This window comes from Corynebacterium tuberculostearicum, from assembly GCF_046097465.1.
Taxonomy (GTDB): domain Bacteria; phylum Actinomycetota; class Actinomycetes; order Mycobacteriales; family Mycobacteriaceae; genus Corynebacterium; species Corynebacterium tuberculostearicum_I.
Window position 1 is genome coordinate 1,272,608 of record NZ_CP175799.1, and the last position, 16,924, is coordinate 1,289,531.

The 16,924-nt window shown below is 56.8% G+C and carries 12 protein-coding genes and 1 tRNA gene; 8 read left to right on the top strand and 5 right to left on the bottom strand.

Annotation, left to right across the window (positions count from 1 at the left end):
• Positions 1-857: 857 nt before the first annotated feature.
• From ACKFRX_RS06070 to ACKFRX_RS06080, 3 genes are all read left to right on the top strand, one after another.
• Positions 858-2,132 carry an IS30 family transposase gene (locus tag ACKFRX_RS06070; protein ID WP_408927504.1) on the top strand — a complete coding sequence of 425 codons (1,275 nt, stop codon included), beginning with the start codon at positions 858-860 and terminating at the stop codon, positions 2,130-2,132.
• A 136-nt stretch (positions 2,133-2,268) separates the two neighbouring features.
• A tRNA-Glu gene (locus tag ACKFRX_RS06075) sits at positions 2,269-2,344 on the top strand.
• A gap of 237 nt (positions 2,345-2,581) precedes the next feature.
• Positions 2,582-3,760, top strand: a complete 1,179-nt coding sequence (locus ACKFRX_RS06080; protein ID WP_005323424.1) for an IS256-like element IS1249 family transposase — start codon at positions 2,582-2,584, stop codon at positions 3,758-3,760.
• 403 nt (positions 3,761-4,163) lie between these two features.
• Here ACKFRX_RS06080 and ACKFRX_RS06085 read toward each other — a convergent pair whose 3' ends face one another.
• The 4 genes from ACKFRX_RS06085 to ACKFRX_RS06100 form a co-directional block, all read right to left on the bottom strand.
• Positions 4,164-6,371, bottom strand: coding sequence for a YhgE/Pip family protein (locus ACKFRX_RS06085; RefSeq protein ID WP_408924573.1), 2,208 nt, complete (start codon positions 6,369-6,371; stop codon positions 4,164-4,166).
• 3 nt (positions 6,372-6,374) lie between these two features.
• A complete protein-coding gene (locus tag ACKFRX_RS06090; protein ID WP_408927505.1) occupies positions 6,375-8,984 on the bottom strand; it encodes a YhgE/Pip family protein in 2,610 nt (869 codons plus the stop codon).
• A gap of 258 nt (positions 8,985-9,242) precedes the next feature.
• Positions 9,243-9,536 (bottom strand): hypothetical protein, encoded by a 294-nt coding sequence (locus tag ACKFRX_RS06095; protein ID WP_234447205.1) that lies wholly within the window; start codon positions 9,534-9,536, stop codon positions 9,243-9,245.
• Between the two features lie 184 nt (positions 9,537-9,720).
• Positions 9,721-10,404, bottom strand: coding sequence for an IclR family transcriptional regulator (locus ACKFRX_RS06100; RefSeq protein ID WP_408927506.1), 684 nt, complete (start codon positions 10,402-10,404; stop codon positions 9,721-9,723).
• Between the two features lie 52 nt (positions 10,405-10,456).
• Between ACKFRX_RS06100 and leuC the strand changes: the two genes are divergently transcribed.
• The 3 genes from leuC (at position 10,457) to ACKFRX_RS06115 (ending at position 13,570) form a co-directional block, all read left to right on the top strand.
• Positions 10,457-11,878: a 3-isopropylmalate dehydratase large subunit gene (gene leuC, locus ACKFRX_RS06105; protein WP_408927507.1), complete on the top strand. Its 1,422-nt coding sequence runs from the start codon at positions 10,457-10,459 to the stop codon at positions 11,876-11,878.
• 21 nt (positions 11,879-11,899) lie between these two features.
• Positions 11,900-12,490, top strand: coding sequence for a 3-isopropylmalate dehydratase small subunit (leuD, locus tag ACKFRX_RS06110; protein ID WP_005323303.1), 591 nt, complete (start codon positions 11,900-11,902; stop codon positions 12,488-12,490).
• A gap of 201 nt (positions 12,491-12,691) precedes the next feature.
• Positions 12,692-13,570: a hypothetical protein gene (locus ACKFRX_RS06115; RefSeq protein WP_200435223.1), complete on the top strand. Its 879-nt coding sequence runs from the start codon at positions 12,692-12,694 to the stop codon at positions 13,568-13,570.
• A 104-nt stretch (positions 13,571-13,674) separates the two neighbouring features.
• Here the strand turns inward: ACKFRX_RS06115 and ACKFRX_RS06120 are convergent, their stop codons facing one another.
• On the bottom strand, positions 13,675-14,673 hold the full coding sequence (locus ACKFRX_RS06120) for a bifunctional NUDIX hydrolase/histidine phosphatase family protein (RefSeq protein ID WP_200435224.1): 999 nt from the start codon (positions 14,671-14,673) through the stop codon (positions 13,675-13,677).
• Positions 14,674-14,834: 161 nt separating this feature from the next.
• On the opposite strand from ACKFRX_RS06120, the gene ACKFRX_RS06125 reads away from it, so the two are divergent.
• Together ACKFRX_RS06125 and ACKFRX_RS06130 are read left to right on the top strand one after the other, a co-directional pair.
• Entirely contained in the window at positions 14,835-15,833 is a 999-nt protein-coding gene (locus ACKFRX_RS06125; RefSeq protein ID WP_316981472.1) for an NAD(P)H-dependent glycerol-3-phosphate dehydrogenase, read from the top strand.
• A gap of 22 nt (positions 15,834-15,855) precedes the next feature.
• Entirely contained in the window at positions 15,856-16,917 is a 1,062-nt protein-coding gene (locus ACKFRX_RS06130) for a D-alanine--D-alanine ligase family protein (protein WP_408927508.1), read from the top strand.
• Positions 16,918-16,924 lie beyond the last annotated feature (7 nt).

Here is a 16,924-nt window from a genome sequence, read left to right on the forward strand (position 1 = left end):
ACCCCCAGACCATTAGCATTATCTGCGCAGGCCGCAGCCTGCTGCCAACGAGACCAGGGCTAAGACCACCGCGAAGTTGTGCAAAACCCTTCCTGTCCTGCATGCGTAGGCATAGACTGCAAGTACAGCAGAAAACAAACAGAAAGGAGAGCGGGTGACAGAAAGCGAAACGCACCACAGCCAAGGCGCACAGCCCGAAAGCACAGCCAGGCAGTAACGCTATAATCCACAACTTCCTTCCCACCAACGTTTGTACGAAGTATAGGAGCCTGCAGCATATGCACTTCGACGCACAGCGCCATCCCGAGTCCTACTAGCACAGCGTTCTCGGCCACGGACTATCCACAGATTGCTTGCGGAATAACCACTGATTCGATCCGCACCTCGGCCACGAAGAACCCTCACTGCAGTACCGGGCTCGGGAATTTTTGCGTTTTCCTTCGCCCTTGAGTTCAGAGGGTCGTTGCAACACTTTCCCTTAGGAGGGTGTTGTTGTGTCTGGGGTTGTTGGCCCGTTTCATTCGTTGTCTGAATCGGATCGTCGTGGCTTAGTTGCCTTGGTTGGCAGTGGGCGTAGTGTCCGTTCGGCGGCTGGTGAGCTTGGCTGTCATTACGGGCATGCTTTGAATTTTTGCCATGCCTTTGGATTGCCAGTCGTGTATAAAGCCAAACGAGTTGATCGCCGCGGCAGCCAGGCTGTCCAGCTTGTAGAGCTAGTCCGAAGCGGACTGTCGGTACGCCAAGCTGCTAAAAGATGTGGGATGCATCTTACCGCTGCGTATGCCGTAGCTACGGAAGCTGGGTGCCATATCCGGTTAAGTCAGTATGCTCGGAAAGTCCGCCAGACGCAGTTAAGAGTGGAATACCTGCGCCTTCGGCTGGCGAGCCTGCCTGGTGGTGATGCTGGCACGGCAGTAGGAATTGATCGTCGACTGCGTTTAGATTTCGAAAAAGGACTCACCAAATCCCAGGGTCGACGAGAAGAGTTCATACCCGTCGGCGAAGACGCCAGCACGTATAACAGACTTATGAAAGCGCTGCGCCAACGCCATGATGTCATCGAATCCGGAAGGCTTGCCCCTCCCGCCTTACCTAGCGGGGTAGATCCGTATAAACGCATCAGCAATCGCTACATTTGCTTCGAAGAACGCGTCATCATCGCCGATCTTCTCCGCGAAGATGTGCCACTGCGTGAGATTGGGCGCCGTTTAGGGCGAAGTGCATCGTCAATTCAGCGTGAAGTACGCAGAAACCACAGTGCTCAAGGCCCGTATCGTGCAGAAACAGCCCAGTTAAAGGCCTGTGCGCGGAGATTGCGGCCGAAAATACCGAAACTACTAGCCAACAAAAGACTATGGGACTATGTATGCGCACAATTGCGGGCACAATGGTCACCTGAGGAGATTTCTAATCGCCTGCCCATCGACTACCCCACTGATAAGGACATGCGCATTAGTCACGAAACGATTTATGACGCCTTTTACCTGCAGGCCAAAGGAAGACTCAAAGACCTTGGCTTGGACTTGCCGACCGGTAGAAAGAAACGCAAGAAACGCCAAACCCGCTCCAGCACACCTGCCCAGCAACGCTTCGTCGACGACATGATCCTCATAGACGACCGGCCAGATGAGGTAAGTGAACGTATTTTGCCAGGCCACTGGGAAGGCGACCTCATCCTCGGTAAAAACAACCAATCAGCGGTAATCACGCTAGTAGAACGTGTTAGCCGATTTGTTGTCCTTGGCCACCTACCAGGAAGGCATACCAGCAAAGAAGTATTCACAGCCCTGCACAAGGCAGTTACAGGAATCGATAAAGCTATCTGGTCATCAATTACCTGGGACCAAGGAAGCGAAATGGCTGGTCATAAAGCCTTTACCATGGCCACTGACATTCCCATCTACTTCTGCCATCCAGGATCACCATGGGAACGCGGCAGCAACGAAAACACCAACGGCAGGCTCAGAAGAAACCTTCCCAAAAACAGCGACCTGTCCATCTACAGCGCCGAGGACCTAGAAATGATCGCCAACATTCACAACCACAAACCACGCAAAGCACTCAACTGGCGCACCCCAGCCGAAGTCATGACCAACGCCCTCACACAAACCGGTAGCATCAAACCAAACTAACCATCATCGTTGCAACGACCCCTAGAATCCGCCGCCTTCCCTCAAAACCGTCCTTGACCGTGCGATTTGTGCTGAATTAACCCATCGTTTACTCTTAACAAGTCCGCAACGCACAGTGTGCGATTGCTGCGAACGCGCCCCGTTCGTCTAGCGGCCTAGGACGCCGGCCTCTCACGCCGGTAACACGGGTTCAAATCCCGTACGGGGTACCAACGGAAAGCTGCGAGCCAGATGGCTCGCAGCTTTTTCTTTATTCAAAACCTGTGCGGTTTAGCGGCATGTAGGGGAGGGTTAAGGGTCAAAAAGTGTGTCCGGAATCGCGGATTTTCACGGATTGACCTGTAGGTTTCCGGAAAGTATATGCTCCGGAAGCATATATCTAGCCCCCGACGGGAAATCCTCGGTGTGGCAGCCGTGATGTGCTATGCGCGGCGTGGTGTGGTGTCGCAATGTCGAAGAACCAACCACGCTGCCACTGCGGCGGTGAAATGAAACGCAACGGCACCACCAGCAAAGGCACCACCAGATGGCGCTGCAAACAATGCGGCGCCTCCAGCGTCAAACGTCGAAACGACATCACCAACGCGGCAGTGTTCACCCAGTTCATCGAGCATTGCACCACCGCAATATCACTCGACGACCTAGCCAAACGAAACGGTGTTAGCCGCGCCACCATGAAGCGGCGCTTCAAGTGGTGCTGGCTCGTTGATGTGCCTGACCCCACCGCCGGCCACCACAAGCGGATCTACGACCAGGTATTTCTCGATGGCACCTACACCGCCGGTGGCTGCCTGATCGTCGCGGCGACCATCGACCACGTGATCGCCTGGCACTGGTGCAAACACGAAACCACCCGCGACTACCAACTGCTGCTTGAACGCATCGAAGCCCCACTCATCGCCGTCATCGACGGCGGCCAAGGCGCATACAGCGCAATCAAAAAGTGCTGGCCGACTACGAAAATTCAACGCTGCCTCGTCCACGCCCAACGCGTGGTCCGCCGCTACACCACCACCAACCCACGCACCGATGCCGGGCGCACCATCTACCGACTTGCGCTGAAACTGACCCGGATCACCACACTGGATGAAGCCGCCGCGTGGGGTGTGCAACTGCACGAGTTTTCAACGATCTACCGGGAATGGATGAACGAGAAAACCATGATCAAAGACCCCAAAACAGGTGCATGGACCCGCGTGTGGACCCACCACAACGTGCGCAAGGCCTACAACAGCCTCAACCATCTTTGGCGGTCCGAGATGCTGTTTGTCTACCTCAACCCGCCAGCAGGAGTCCTTGCGCCCGAGCGGATCAAATCCACCACCAACAGCTTAGAAGGCGGCATCAACGCCCAGCTCAAACTGCTCGCCAGAACCCACCGCGGCAGATCAGGCGAACGACAACGCCGCATGCTGGATTGGTGGCTCTACTTAAAAACGGAACTGCCTGACGATCCAGTACGAATCGCCAGGCAGTCCGACTGGGGCCAGGGCCAACTCGCCAAAGTATCCACCCTGACCCAAACCGAGAACCAAGCCGACCACGAAACAGGACGCCCAGCCCTCTACGACAACGCTATCGACACCGACTACACCCACTCAATCGGCATTCAAAAAGGCCAAATCTAACCCCCGCGACACGCCGAGCCAGACACACATTTTGACCCTTAACCCTGTAGGGGAGGCCTCGACGTCCAAGGGCTAACCGTCCTGCCCTCGGGACGGTTTGGGAGCCGAAGTAAACTGGGACGCAGACTCCCGTAGCGGTCTTTTAGTAGGGGCTCAGGTGGGCCGTAAGTGGTTTCGTGCTCGATAGCCGCGTTCGAGCGAATCTCTTAAGAAGGAGCTAGACCTAGCGATAGGAAGGGTATCCGAGTCCCTTTAGTGGATGCATATGCGGCTTTCTCTGCCCCTTCTAGGTCCTTGGGGCACTAGCGTGGGACCCGAACCATGAAAGAAGCCCACCAAGCCGTGAAAAAGGGCTTGGTGGGAGGTGTAGGAAGGGCGGAAGGGGAGACGTCGCCAAGCGCGGCTACGCCATGACCTTCGTCTTCTTAATCGCCTTCTTGAGGCGCTTGTGATAGGCATCCATTGCGCGGCGGAGAATGAGGCCGACGATGAGTGCCGGGATGGTAAACAGCAGTAGCATGCCCAACTCGCGCCAAATGTCACCGTGATAGATGCCCGCAATGGCGCTGCGGAAAGCATCAATGGCGTAGGTCGCTGGCAGCCACGGGCTCACGTTCTGGAACCACTCAGGCAGCAAGGGTAGCGGGTAGGCGCCGCCGGAGCCAGAGACTTGTATCACGAGCAACAACACCGCCAAGGCCTTGCCGGCACTATCGAGTGTGATGACAAGTGAATAGATGATCAACATAAACACCAGCGAGACTATCCATGCGGCGAACATGAGCATGAATGGGTGCGCGGGCTCGATCTGGACAAAGAAGATGAGGCTGAGGACCACCAAGGTGGCCTGCGCGAGGCCGACCAGGCCGAGTGTGGCAAAGCGGCCGAAGAACGCTTGACCACGGGTGAATTCGCTCTCGTCGTACTTTCCGTTTTCGTCCTTGCGCAAGTATTTACGCTCGGCGTTGGTATGCACCAGCACGCATGCCAGAAGGGCGCCTACCCATAGGGACAAGGCGAGGTAGAACGGCGTCATACCCACGCCAAAGGCAGCGACAGGGTAGACCGGCTGGCGGTCTACAGCCACGGGAGCGGCGATGCGAGAGGCAAGCAGTTCTGGATCGTTGCCGACGATATCCGCTAGCTTGTCTAAATCGCCGCCACGGCGCGCCTCGTCGATCTTGCGGCCCATGTCAGCAAAACGGCCGCTTTGCTCCCGCAGGGTGCTGGCAAGGCCGGCGGTGGTATCGCGGACGCGCGCCAGGCTTTGCTGTGGCGACCCGTCATCCTGAGAGACCGAGGAGCGAATGCCTGCGATGTCCTGCTTGACAGCATCAATATCGTCCGCGACCACCGAGACGCTCTGGTTGAGCTGATCTAGCTGCGGCTTGAGGTTCTCGTTATAGGAATTGCGTGCCTTTTCAGCAGCCTGCTTGGCATTGGCGATGGCATCCTTGGTGCGCTGGCGGGAGTCTTGGGACGTGCCACGGCCTTGCTCAAGGTCAGCGGCGGTAGATGCCAATGAATCATGCAGTGCGTTGCTCTGCGCAATGGAGGCATCAATCTGGCCCATCATCGCCTTATATCCACCCGCGACTGGAGCTGGTAGAGCTACCTTATCGGCTTGGTCCTTGATGGAAGCGCGAACTCCCTCAAAGGCCTTTGTCTGCTCGTCCACACGCTCAGCTGCGGTGCGGTACGTCTGCGCCGTTTGTGCGCTGGTGGTGCTTGCATTATTGAGCAACTCATCGACCTGAGCAGAGAGTGCATCGTAGCTTTGCGTTGTAGCCGCCAAGGAAGCATCAAGCGAACCAGCCGAGTCATTGAGGGTAGAGCGCAGAACGTCGATGGGGTTTTCGCCTTGGGCATTGTCGGTCTCCGTAGCCTGGCGGCCAGCCTCGGCGAGGATACTGTCCGCAGCCTGCGTAAGCGGCAGGGTGGAGTCGACCAGATTGCTTAGTGCACCTACGGTGCCAGCCGCAGCATCGAGGCGAGTGCTGACGTTATTGACGCGGTTGTGCAGGTTATTGAGTGCAGTCTGGGTATCGTCCTCATTAAGGTATTTATCAAAATCCGAGACGACGCCAAGGCCGACATTGGATACCACGCGGGTGAAGGACTCGTTGATTTTCTGGATGACGCCGTCCGCACTCTTTTGCGTGATGATGGTAGACAGCGCATTCTTCTTCTCATTGGTATAGAGGTTGAGCTTGCTTGGCTCGGTTCCTTCTACATAAAACGTGAGCAAATCCGCGCTGAAGTCCTTGGGCAGAACAATGCCGGCATAGTATTCGCCAGACTTCGTTCCTTCGACGGCATCGGCGCTATCAGTAATGACCCAATCGATATCTTGATTTCGGCTGAGCTGTGAGAGCACCTTATCGCCCAAATTCAGTTTCAGGGAGGCGAGGTCGCTTTCGTGGCCTTCATCCTCGCTGGCCACAGCGATCTTGAGTTGGTCGGTATTAGAAAAGGGATCCCAGCTGGCCAACACGTTGAAGGAGGTGAAAAGCAACGGGATGATGGCAAGGCCAAAGATGATGACCGCGGTCATTACATTGGTGCGAATGGCGTGGAGGTCATCGCGGAGAATGGTCAGGATGTTTTTCATGACTTACTCGCCTCCCTTTCCGGAGTCATCGCCATCAACGGCGGGCATTTTCTTGGTCTCGCTGGCATTAGAAAATGTGGATTCCTCGTCTAAGTCCTCTAGGAGGTAGCGGTTTGGGTGTTCCTGTCGGTGCTCGAGGTGCTCCTGGATTTCCTCATCACTGAGATCCGCCAGGCGGCTATCGTGCGCGATGCTCTGCTTGACGTACTCAAGGGAGCAGATAACGCCCACCGAAATGAGCGTCACCAGGCAGGCCAGGCCGAAGATGATGGCCTTTTCTTCAGGGTTAATGCGTGAGTAGATGCCCAAAGCGACGACTAACGCTAGGCCTACCGCGACGGTAATTTTCATCAGCTGGGAGTAATTCCTGCGGGCCATGCTCCACTTATCCTCCAAGCTTTGTTGGTACGCCTCGCGGTCATTCAAGGCATAGAGGAGGTCGGTAAAGCGGTACCGGCTGCCGACCAGGTGGACCTGCTCATTGATAACGAGACCGCCCTTATGCAGTTCGTCATTGACCAGCATGTTGACGTTGGACAGGCCGCGGCGCATCACAGTACCGATGAGGTAAGCGATCGCGGCCATGCCGATGAGCGCGGCAAGGTCGCGCGCATAGTGGTTGCCGTAGAAACCACCGACGGTCTCGCGCATGGCATCGATGCCGTAGGTAAAGGGCAGGAATGGATGCACCGCGCGGAAGAAGTCCGGCGTCATCTCAATGGGGTAGAGGCCGGATGCGCCCGGAATCTGGATGAAGGCGAAGACCACCGCGATGCCGCGGCCTACGTGTCCAAACGTAGAAACCAAGCTATAGGTAATGCTCAGGTAGCACAGGCCCACGATAACCGCGGTAGCGACGTAGGCCAATGCATTGGCATGTTCAACACCAATGGCCAGGTTGCCGATGGACACGATGAGTGCCTGGGCAATGGCAAAGAAGGAAAGCAAAAGGAAGCGGGCAAGGTAAGCCTTGGTAATGGTGAGGTCCTTGCGGCCCTGCGGGTCTACCTCAGCACGGAAGATGATGAGCAGCATGAACGCGCCGATCCACAGCGTGAGGTTGATAAAGAGCGAGGACATGCCGGAACCATAGTGCTTTACAGGGAATACGGCGTGGCTTTCCATCTCCGCAGGGGAGGCAAGGAAGGAAGACACCTCATCGGTGTTAAGGCCCTTGACAGACTGCAGGATGGAATTGTTATTGGCAGTATTGCTCAGCGCAATCACGTCGCTGCGGGAGGCACGAAGCCCCTCCTCAATGCCGTCGAGGTCCACAGAAAAACGCTCAACTACTTGCTGGGCCTGGCTTAGCTGCTCGTCGACGCCCCCCAAGAGCCCATCGGTTTGCCCGACCAGTGCCTGCTGGCTTTCGAGCGAGGCGGAAAGCTTGCCGGTGGTAGCAGTGACGTCGGAAAGCGCAGCGTTGAGCTTGGGTAGGCCTTCGGCTACATTATCGCGCAGCGCGTGGGAATCATCGCGCGTTTGGGCAGCCATCTCTTCCAGCATGCCCGTGGTCTTATTGAGCGAATCGATGGTGTCGTTCGTATCGCCGTTGAGAGTATCTAAGTCACCGAGAACGGCCTTATTTTGATCATTGCGTTTGCGGAGGTCTCCTACCTGATCCTTAATCTGTTGGGAAACCTGTGGGGGCAGGGCTGGTGAAGACGCAAGCTTATCGAGCTGATCGATTGCCCGGTCAGCTTCACCGACGATTCCTGACGCGCCCGCAGATGCGGCACCTACGCGGTTGAGTGCGCCGCGCAGCTTGCCGGAGACCGAGCCTACGGTGGCATTGGCGGAGGCGGTGCCGTCCGCCATGGCGGTCGTGCCTTCTACATAGGCGGCGGTGGCATCGTCCGAGAAAGAAGTGACTTCCCGCTGGACCTCTGCGGTTATAGCGTTCAGCTCATCCAAGGCGGTCTGGGCATCGTCGATGGTCTTTTGCACCGTGCCCAAAGACTTGCGGGCTTGCGCGATAGTTGGGCGCGCATCCTCGATGGTGGAATGCACGTCAGCAAGTTGGCTGCGGGAGTTAGCTACCGTATCTGCGGTCTCCGAAAAAGAATCCGCGGTCTTGCTTGCGGTACTGTTAATCTTCTGGCTCAAATCGCCACCGGAGTTCTTTAGCTCCGTAGCCACCGAATCCGCTACCTGCTCATTGAAGGTCGAGCTGATGGTGGTGTCTAGTGTCGAAGCGCCAGTATCAGTAATCTTCGGTGCAATGGCATTGAGCTTCTCATTGACGTGATACTCCAGCGTGGGCTGAGAATAGGTACCTTTAAAAAGGCTCACGAAATCGGCTGAGAAGTCCTCGGGGACAATCACCGAGGCGAAGACGTCGCCCTTCTTAACGGCGTCTTCGGCTTCCTGCCTGTCCATGAACTGCCAGCCCAGCTTGTCATTGTCGTGCAGCTTGTCAATCATCTGCCCGCCGACATCTAAGTGGCCGGTCATCTCCGAGGATGCGCCTTTGTCTTCATTAACTACGGCGACCTTGAGGTGTTCTGTGTTTCCGTATGGGTCCCAGAAACCGGAGATGTTTACCCAGGAATACAGGGCTGGGGTGATCATCAAACCGATGAGGATCACCCAGACCTGAGGGGTCCGCCACAAGCGGACAAAATCTTGGAGAAAAATCTTCCAACTAGTAATCACTCGAAGAACCGTAGCACCCAACCGGAAAGAACTAATAGTCTGACTGTCAGTTTTAACAGAAATGAGAGAGCGCGTCCTGTCGAGCTTGCAGATATGTTTCTGGTGTGAATTTCGGGGACGATTTCAGCGGTAGAGGTGGGCATAGAAAAGGCCGCCTGGGCCCTCAGTTCAAGGGACCTAGGCGGCAAGCACGTGGGGCTGGGCCCCGATAGGTGCTTAGTGCTCGTCGTAGTGATCGCCGTGTGCGGCGTGGCGGTGGCCGTCGTGCAGGTAGTCCACGTGGTCGCCGTGCGGGATCGCTACGTGGCCGCAGCCTTCACCATGGGTGTGGTCGGCGTGGGCCTCGGCTTCAACGTGCTCGGTGGTTTCGCACTCATCCCAGTGGCCATCATGCTCACGGTGAATGTGGCCCTCGTGGAGGTAGTCGGTGTGGTCGCCGTGTGGGAAGGAAACGTGGCCGCAATCGGCGCCATGGGTGTGGGTGTGGTCTTCGTGGGTGGTGTGGGTCATGATGTTTGATCCTCTCTGGTGGGGGACGTTCCCCGTTGTTTTCAGTGTGTTTTCATTAAACCGTATTTTCATTTCGGTTTCAATAGGTGCGAGCGCGTTTTACTGAATTTTCTGGTTCGGGAAATAAAAGGGTCCGCCTCCTTGGGGCTAGGTGGAGGCGGGCGTCGTAAAGCTAGGGAGGGCCTTAGAGGTGGTTGCTCAATTCGCGTGCGGCGGAAGTGAGAATGTCGGCGTATTTCTGGGCCGGGGAGGGGCGGAAGCGCTCGGCAGATCCGGAAATCGACAACACCGCGAGAAAGGTTCCGGAACTATCGAAAACCGGCGCGGAGATGGAGGCTAAGCCGGCTTCGCGTTCCTCAATAGACTCGGAATAGCCTTGGTTTCTGGCCGCCTCAATGTCTCCTTGGGTAAACGAGGCGTTATTGGTATTGATGTCTACATGTGCGGCAATGATGCGCGCGGCAGAGCCGGAGCTAAGCGGTAGCTGGCGCCCGACCGGCACGACGTTGTGGAGTCCGGATTCCGGCTCCCTGGAGGCAATGCAGGTACGGGTATTTCCGGTGACCTCGTAGAGCTGGATGGATTCTCCGGTATCTTCGCGCAGTTTCTCCATGATTGGCCCGGCTGCCTCGAGGAGGTGATCGCGGTTGCCGGGAAGGGCAGGGCCGGCCTTCCACTTCCCATCGGGGGTGCGAACGAGAATGCGGTGCGCTTCGAGTGCGGTGGCCAATCGGTGTGCTGTCGCTCGAGGTAGGCCCGTGGTTTCGCATAATTCATTGAGGGTGGAGGGGTGGTTGGCGGCGGCCATCATAATGGCCATTGCTCGATCCAACACCTTGATTCCGGAAACTGCGCTATACTCTCCCATACAATGAAATCTACGTCCCAACTTATGAGATTTCAAGTGTGGAGAGATGTTTATGAACCAGAAGCTGACATTGGCAGAAAAAGTGTGGCGCGATCACGTCGTCCAACACGGCGATGCTGGGGCGCCAGACCTTATCTTTATTGACTTTCAGCTACTACATGAAGTTACCAGTCCGCAGGCATTTGATAGCTTGCGGCTGGCCGGCCGCACGTTGCGCCACCCTGAGCTGCACTTGGCCACCGAGGACCATAACGTTCCCACGCAAGGCATCAAGTCCGGCAACCTCTTGGAAATCAAGGATGTGGTTTCGCGCACCCAGGTATCGACCCTGCGCAAAAATTGCGAGGGATTTGGAGTGCGCTTGCACTCTATGGGTGATGCCCAGCAGGGCATTGTGCACACAGTTGGCCCGCAGCTGGGAATCACCCAGCCGGGTATGACAATCGTGTGTGGCGACTCGCATACCTCCACGCACGGTGCCTTTGGTTCTATCGCCATGGGTATTGGCACCTCTGAGGTAGAACATGTCATGGCCACGCAGACGCTCTCCTTGAAGCCTTTTAAAACGATGGCGATTGAGGTTACAGGCGAACTGCAAGAAGGTGTGTCTGCCAAAGACCTCATCTTGGCTGTTATCGCCAAAATTGGTACCGGCGGCGGGCAAGGCCACATCATTGAGTACCGTGGTGAAGCAATCCGCAAGATGTCCATGGAAGCGCGCATGACCATCTGCAATATGTCTATTGAGGCGGGAGCCCGCGCCGGCATGGTCGCTCCAGATGAGACCACTTTTGAATATGTGAAGGGTCGTGAGTTCGCTCCTACGGGGGCAGACTGGGATGCTGCGGTTGACTATTGGAAGACGCTTCCCACTGATGAGGGGGCGGAATTCGATACCGTCGTCGAAATTGATGGTTCTGCTTTGACCCCATTCGTTACCTGGGGAACCAATCCTGGACAAGGCCTGCCATTAGGTGAGAGCGTTCCAGATCCAGAAGACTGCGGTGACGATAATGAAAAGGCTACCGTAGAAAAGGCCCTACAATATATGGACCTGCAGCCGGGAACTGCCCTGCGCGATATCAAAATAGATACCGTCTTTGTCGGCTCATGCACCAATGCTCGCATTGAAGATTTGCGCGCCGCAGCCGGCGTAGTCAAGGGCCGTACCATCGCTGAAGATACGCGGATGCTGGTAGTGCCGTCTTCAGCAGCCGTCAAGGCTCAAGCGGAGGAAGAAGGCCTAGATGAAATCTTCCGCCAGTTTGGCGCTGAATGGCGTACCGCTGGTTGCTCGATGTGCTTGGGGATGAATCCAGACCAATTGGCGCCGGGCGAGCGCTCCGCCTCCACCTCCAACCGCAATTTCGAGGGCCGTCAAGGTCCTGGTGGGCGCACACACCTAGTGTCACCCCAGGTGGCTGCCGCTACAGCCGTGACCGGATACCTGTCTAGTCCTGCTGACTTGAATTGAGCGCTAAGAAAGGCATTGACAATGGAGAAGTTTATTACCTATACGGGAACGGGCGTGCCCCTGCGCGCTTCCAATGTGGATACCGATCAAATCATCCCCGCGCGTTACTTGAAGTCGGTTAAGCGTACAGGCTTTTCTGAAGGGTTGTTTTCTAATTGGCGCTCCGATGACAGCTTCGTGCTCAACCAAGCGCAATTTAAAGATGGGTCGGTGCTTTTTGCAGGCAGTGATTTTGGCACCGGATCCTCCCGCGAACATGCAGTATGGGCGTTGAGTGAATACGGGTTCCGTGCCGTGTTTTCGTCCCGCTTTGCAGATATCTTCCGCGGCAACGCAGGAAAGTCCGGCCTTCTTACCGGCTTGATGGAACAAGAAGACATAGAGCTTATCTGGAAGCAGCTGGAGGCAGGAGAAACCCAGGTCACCGTTGACTTGGAGGCGCGAACGGTCACGGTGGGAGAAAATACCTACCGCTTTGACATCGATGACTACACCCGTTGGCGGTTGATGGAGGGACTCGATGACATTGGTATCACCCTCCGTAACGAGGACAATATTGCTGACTATGAAAAGCGACGCCCCGGCTTTAAGCCCTCTGTTATCGCCCCATAAATGGGAGCGCGGTTGGGGATGAACTTGCGCCAACACCCCTACAGTTCTTTCTAAAGAAGGGGCGGTGGGGGTGCTTTGCATTTGGGTATGAGTCTTGAGTACAAACCTTGGGGGAGCTGCGGGGGTAAAAATTGGTAACGTAAGAGTAACAATCACCTGCTCCAGTTTCCTGTAACAAAGTATGCCCCTAGCTTTAAATCTATGAGCAATCCCTATTCGAATAATGATTCCTTTAATTCAGGAAACAATGGTCCAGGTACTCCCGGACCTGCCAGTGAATCTGCGCCCTACGGAAACGGCGCGAACGGCCAACCAGGCTACGGGCAGCAGTACGGTCAGCAACAGTTCGGGCAACCCGGATACGCCGGAAGCACCTACCAAGGAGAAGATTCCCTTTTTGGTCGTGACGTAGACGCCATTCAGGTAATCGCGGATAGCTTCCGCTACTTCGGCCGCAATTGGGCGCAGTGGATTTTCGGTCCACTGGTGCAGATCGTAATTGTCTCCATTCTCTATTTGCTGTTGACCCTCGTCCTAGCAGGCAGCGGTACATCCATTGATGCCTTAGCCAATAGTGGCTCGGGTTCCGATGCCGCACTTACTGGTGGGTTAATTGCGGTAATGTTCTTAGCCATTATCGCCATGTTCCTAGTGTTTATTTGGTCCATTAGCACCTGGTACAAGGCTGCTAATAAACAGGTTGATACCGGGATGCTGGAGATAAAGGACTTTTTGAGCTTTAAAAATGTCGCCGGTCTCATGGCGGTGAATGTGCTTTCGTGGCTGGTTATTTCCCTGGGCTTCGTTCTCCTGATTATTCCGGGACTCTTCGCCGCCTTCTTCTTTACTTGGATGCCGGCTGTTAAGGCCGTACGTCCTGAGCTATCCGTTGGCGAGACCTTTGGGGCTTCCATCGAGGTAGCGAAGAAGAATGTCGGAGTGACCATCTTGGTAGTCGTCCTGAGTGCCGTCCTGTACGCAGTGTTGAGCTTTACCCTAGTCGGCATGTTTGTGTACCCAGCACTGAACACCCTCATTTTGGTCCTCTTCGTCCGTCGCACGCTCGGCTTGCGCGGTTAGAAAACCCCGCAGCCGCACGATAGTTGCGCAAATAAGGCCCTGCTCGTCCACCGCATGAGATGGAAGGCAGGGCCTTAATTGTTGGTCGGCGAGGAACCAGAAAACTAGCGCACCGGCAGTGGGCTAGCCAGGTAATCGGCACCGGTGAGCTCGCCATTGTTGAAAGACAAGACCCACACAGAAGCCTTCTTAAACTTCAGCTTGTCCACCGGCTTTTTCAGGAACTTTGGGGCGAGGTCCTCGATGATGCCAGGAATGGTGGCGCCCTGGCTTACGATGACGGGAACGCCGCCTTCGTTGACCACGCGGCGGAAAGCTTTCTTGGCTGCTTCTGGGTCGTTCTCCCAGGCCTCGTCGCCAAAGTTTTTGTTGATGGAAATGTCCTTGCCTAGTTCGTCGGCGAGCGGGGCAGCCGTCTGCTGGCAGCGCTGGGGCAAGGCTGAGTAAATCGCGGTGGGGTGGAAAGCACTCAGCATCGGCACCAGCATCTCTGCTTGGCGGCGGCCCTTCTTATCCAGTGGCCGCAGGTTGTCATCGCCTTGCCAGCTCACCCTCTCATGCGCGCGTGCGTGGCGCACATAGAGCACGCGGGTAGCGGGCGCGATGCGTAGGCGCTTAGCCGCCTTGGCCACTACCGCGGTATCAACGTCGTAGGACAGGAGGTCTTGCGCTTCATCGATGGGCAGCCACCGTAGCTCATCGGTTTCACTATTGGCGGAATAGGTTCCGCCCAGGTACTTGGCCACCCAGTAGTAGACCACCTTAGTGCGGCCTTGGACTGGGTACGTTACCTTGCCGATGAGCTTGCCTAGACGCACGCTAAAGCCGGTCTCCTCCAGGATTTCCCGGGCCGCGGTAGTGGGCAGGGATTCGCCGGGATCGACCTTGCCCTTGGGCAGGGACCAATCATCGTAATGGGGGCGGTGGATGAGCGCGATTTCTGGGTCCTGCGGGGAGCCGCGCCAGATTACGGCGCCGGCGGCAAGGGTAGTGCGGTGGAATTCCTTGGCGGGGTCCACCGGGATTTCCTGGTGGCGGCCGGAAATAAACTCCTCGTGCTGCTGATCCTTGTCGGTTTCGTGCATCTTTTTAATATTGGGCATCGTCTGCCTCCACGGGGCCTTTCCACAGTAATTGGGTTTATAAGAACAACGTCTAAGGGCCCATTGTCCCACGGGTTAGGCGCGTTGTGCATCCTTGCCCCACGGGGGACGGGCATGCTTTAAGGTTGGGGTTATAGATTTGCACGTTTGGAGGAGACACCATGGTTAATGTTGCCGTGATGGGTGCTGGTTCTTGGGGCACTACCTTGGCCAAGGTCTTTGCGGACGCCGGAAATGACGTTCGCCTGTGGGCGCGCCGCGCGGAATTGGCGCAGGCCATCAACGAGACCCACACCAATCCGGACTATTTGCCGGATACCCGCCTGCCGGCCGTGGTGCGGGCCACCCATGATGATGTCGAAGCGCTGGCGCTTGCCGACGTCGTCGTGTTCGGCGTTCCCTCCCAAACCTTGCGCGCCAACGTGGAAAAGTGGGCGCCGCACCTGCCAGAGGACGCGACCCTGGTGTCTATTTCTAAAGGCGTAGAGACTGCCACGCTCAAGCGCATGAGTGAGGTCATTATGGATGCGGCGGGCGTGCCAGCAGACCGCGTGGCGGTACTGTCTGGCCCGAACTTGGCCAAGGAGATCGCTGCCGGCCAAGTGGCCGCCACGGTGATTGCCTGCTCCGATGAAGACCGCGCTCAGCGCGTGCAGGCTGCGGTCGCCGCGCCGTACCTGCGGCCCTACACCAATACCGATGTCATCGGCGCGGAAATCGGTGGCGCCTGCAAGAATGTCATCGCCTTGGCCTGTGGTATCGCCTCCGGCAAGGGGCTGGGCAATAACACCATGGCCACCATCATCACCCGCGGTCTGGCGGAGATTACCCGCCTGGGCGTGGAGCTGGGGGCGGATCCATTTACCTTTTCCGGCCTGGCAGGCATGGGCGACTTGGTGGCAACGTGCACCTCGACATTGTCGCGCAACCGCACCTTTGGCTACCGCCTGGGCCAAGGCGGCACGATTGAAGAGGCCAAGGCCGCGACCAATGGACAGGTCGCCGAAGGTGTCTACTCCTGTGACTCCATCTATCGCCTCGCCCAGCAGGCCGGGGTAGAGATGCCTATCACGCACGCCGTTTATGGCGTGTGCTACGAGGGTGTGGCGGTAGAAGATATGATCATCGCTTTGATGGGTCGGTCCAAGAAGTCGGAGTAGGTCGAGGGTAAAATCTGCGGGCATGACTGAAAAGACCCGCGTGGCCGTTATCTATGGCGGCCGTAGCACCGAGCATTCCGTATCCTGCGTATCCGCTGGCGCGATCATGAACCACCTCGACCCAGAGAAGTTCGAGGTGGTGCCCATCGGTATCACCCGTGAGGGCACGTGGACGCCCGGCACCACTGAGGGCTTAGAAATTGTCGATGGTGTTATGCCGGAGGTCAGCCCAGGTGCGGAGCTGACCCTTTCCCTTGATCCCAATGCGAAGGGCCAATTCCATAACGTCACCGACGGCACGCTCTTTGCAGAGGTCGACGTGGTATTTCCCATTCTGCACGGCCCCTTTGGTGAGGACGGTACAGTCCAAGGACTCTTTGAGCTTTCCGGCCTGCCCTATGTAGGCCCAGGGGTCTTGGCGTCCTCGGTGGGCATGGATAAGGAATTTACCAAGAAGGTGCTGGCGGCCGCAGACCTGCCAGTAGCGCCCGAGGTCATCCTCAAAGGCCGCACCGAGCTAAGCGAGGACGAAAAGCAGCAGCTAGGCCTGCCCGTCTTTGTCAAGCCTGCTCGCGGTGGATCCTCCATTGGCGTATCCAAGGTCACCACCTGGGAGGAATTCCCCACAGCCGTCGACCTGGCGCTAGAGGATGACGAAAAGATCCTGGTGGAGCCGGAAATCGTTGGCCAAGAGGTAGAAATCGGCGTGCTCCACTATGCCGATGGCACCTTGCTGGCCTCCGTCCCGGCACTGCTCGCCGGTATCGATGATTCCGACGAGGGCTTTTATGGCTTCGACACCAAGTACCTCGACAATGTGGTCACCGCCGAAATCCCTGCGCCGTTCGCACCCGAGCTGACCGAAAAGCTACGCGACATGGCAATCCGCGCCTTCGAGGCCCTCAACTGTGAGGGCTTGTCTAGGGTCGACTTCTTCGTCACCGAGGAATCTGTGTACATCAACGAGATCAATACCCTGCCGGGCTTTACCCCGATCTCCATGTACCCGCAGGTGCTCGCGGCCTCGGGCGTTGAGTACCCGGCGCTGCTCGAGGCGCTTATCGAGCAGGCCCTAGCCAAGTAGGCCCGAG

Bases quoted from the DNA above. Each gene is read 5' to 3' on its own strand.
- ACKFRX_RS06120 (WP_200435224.1), bottom strand. From the start codon at position 14,673: ATGCCCAATATTAAAAAGATGCACGAAACCGACAAGGATCAGCAGCAC.
- ACKFRX_RS06130 (WP_408927508.1), top strand. From the start codon at position 15,856: ATGACTGAAAAGACCCGCGTGGCCGTTATCTATGGCGGCCGTAGCACC.
- ACKFRX_RS06095 (WP_234447205.1), bottom strand. From the start codon at position 9,536: ATGACCCACACCACCCACGAAGACCACACCCACACCCATGGCGCCGAT.
- ACKFRX_RS06080 (WP_005323424.1), top strand. From the start codon at position 2,582: ATGTCGAAGAACCAACCACGCTGCCACTGCGGCGGTGAAATGAAACGC.
- leuC (WP_408927507.1), top strand. From the start codon at position 10,457: ATGAACCAGAAGCTGACATTGGCAGAAAAAGTGTGGCGCGATCACGTC.
- ACKFRX_RS06115 (WP_200435223.1), top strand. From the start codon at position 12,692: ATGAGCAATCCCTATTCGAATAATGATTCCTTTAATTCAGGAAACAAT.
- leuD (WP_005323303.1), top strand. From the start codon at position 11,900: ATGGAGAAGTTTATTACCTATACGGGAACGGGCGTGCCCCTGCGCGCT.
- ACKFRX_RS06125 (WP_316981472.1), top strand. From the start codon at position 14,835: ATGGTTAATGTTGCCGTGATGGGTGCTGGTTCTTGGGGCACTACCTTG.
- ACKFRX_RS06100 (WP_408927506.1), bottom strand. From the start codon at position 10,404: ATGGGAGAGTATAGCGCAGTTTCCGGAATCAAGGTGTTGGATCGAGCA.
- ACKFRX_RS06085 (WP_408924573.1), bottom strand. From the start codon at position 6,371: ATGAAAAACATCCTGACCATTCTCCGCGATGACCTCCACGCCATTCGC.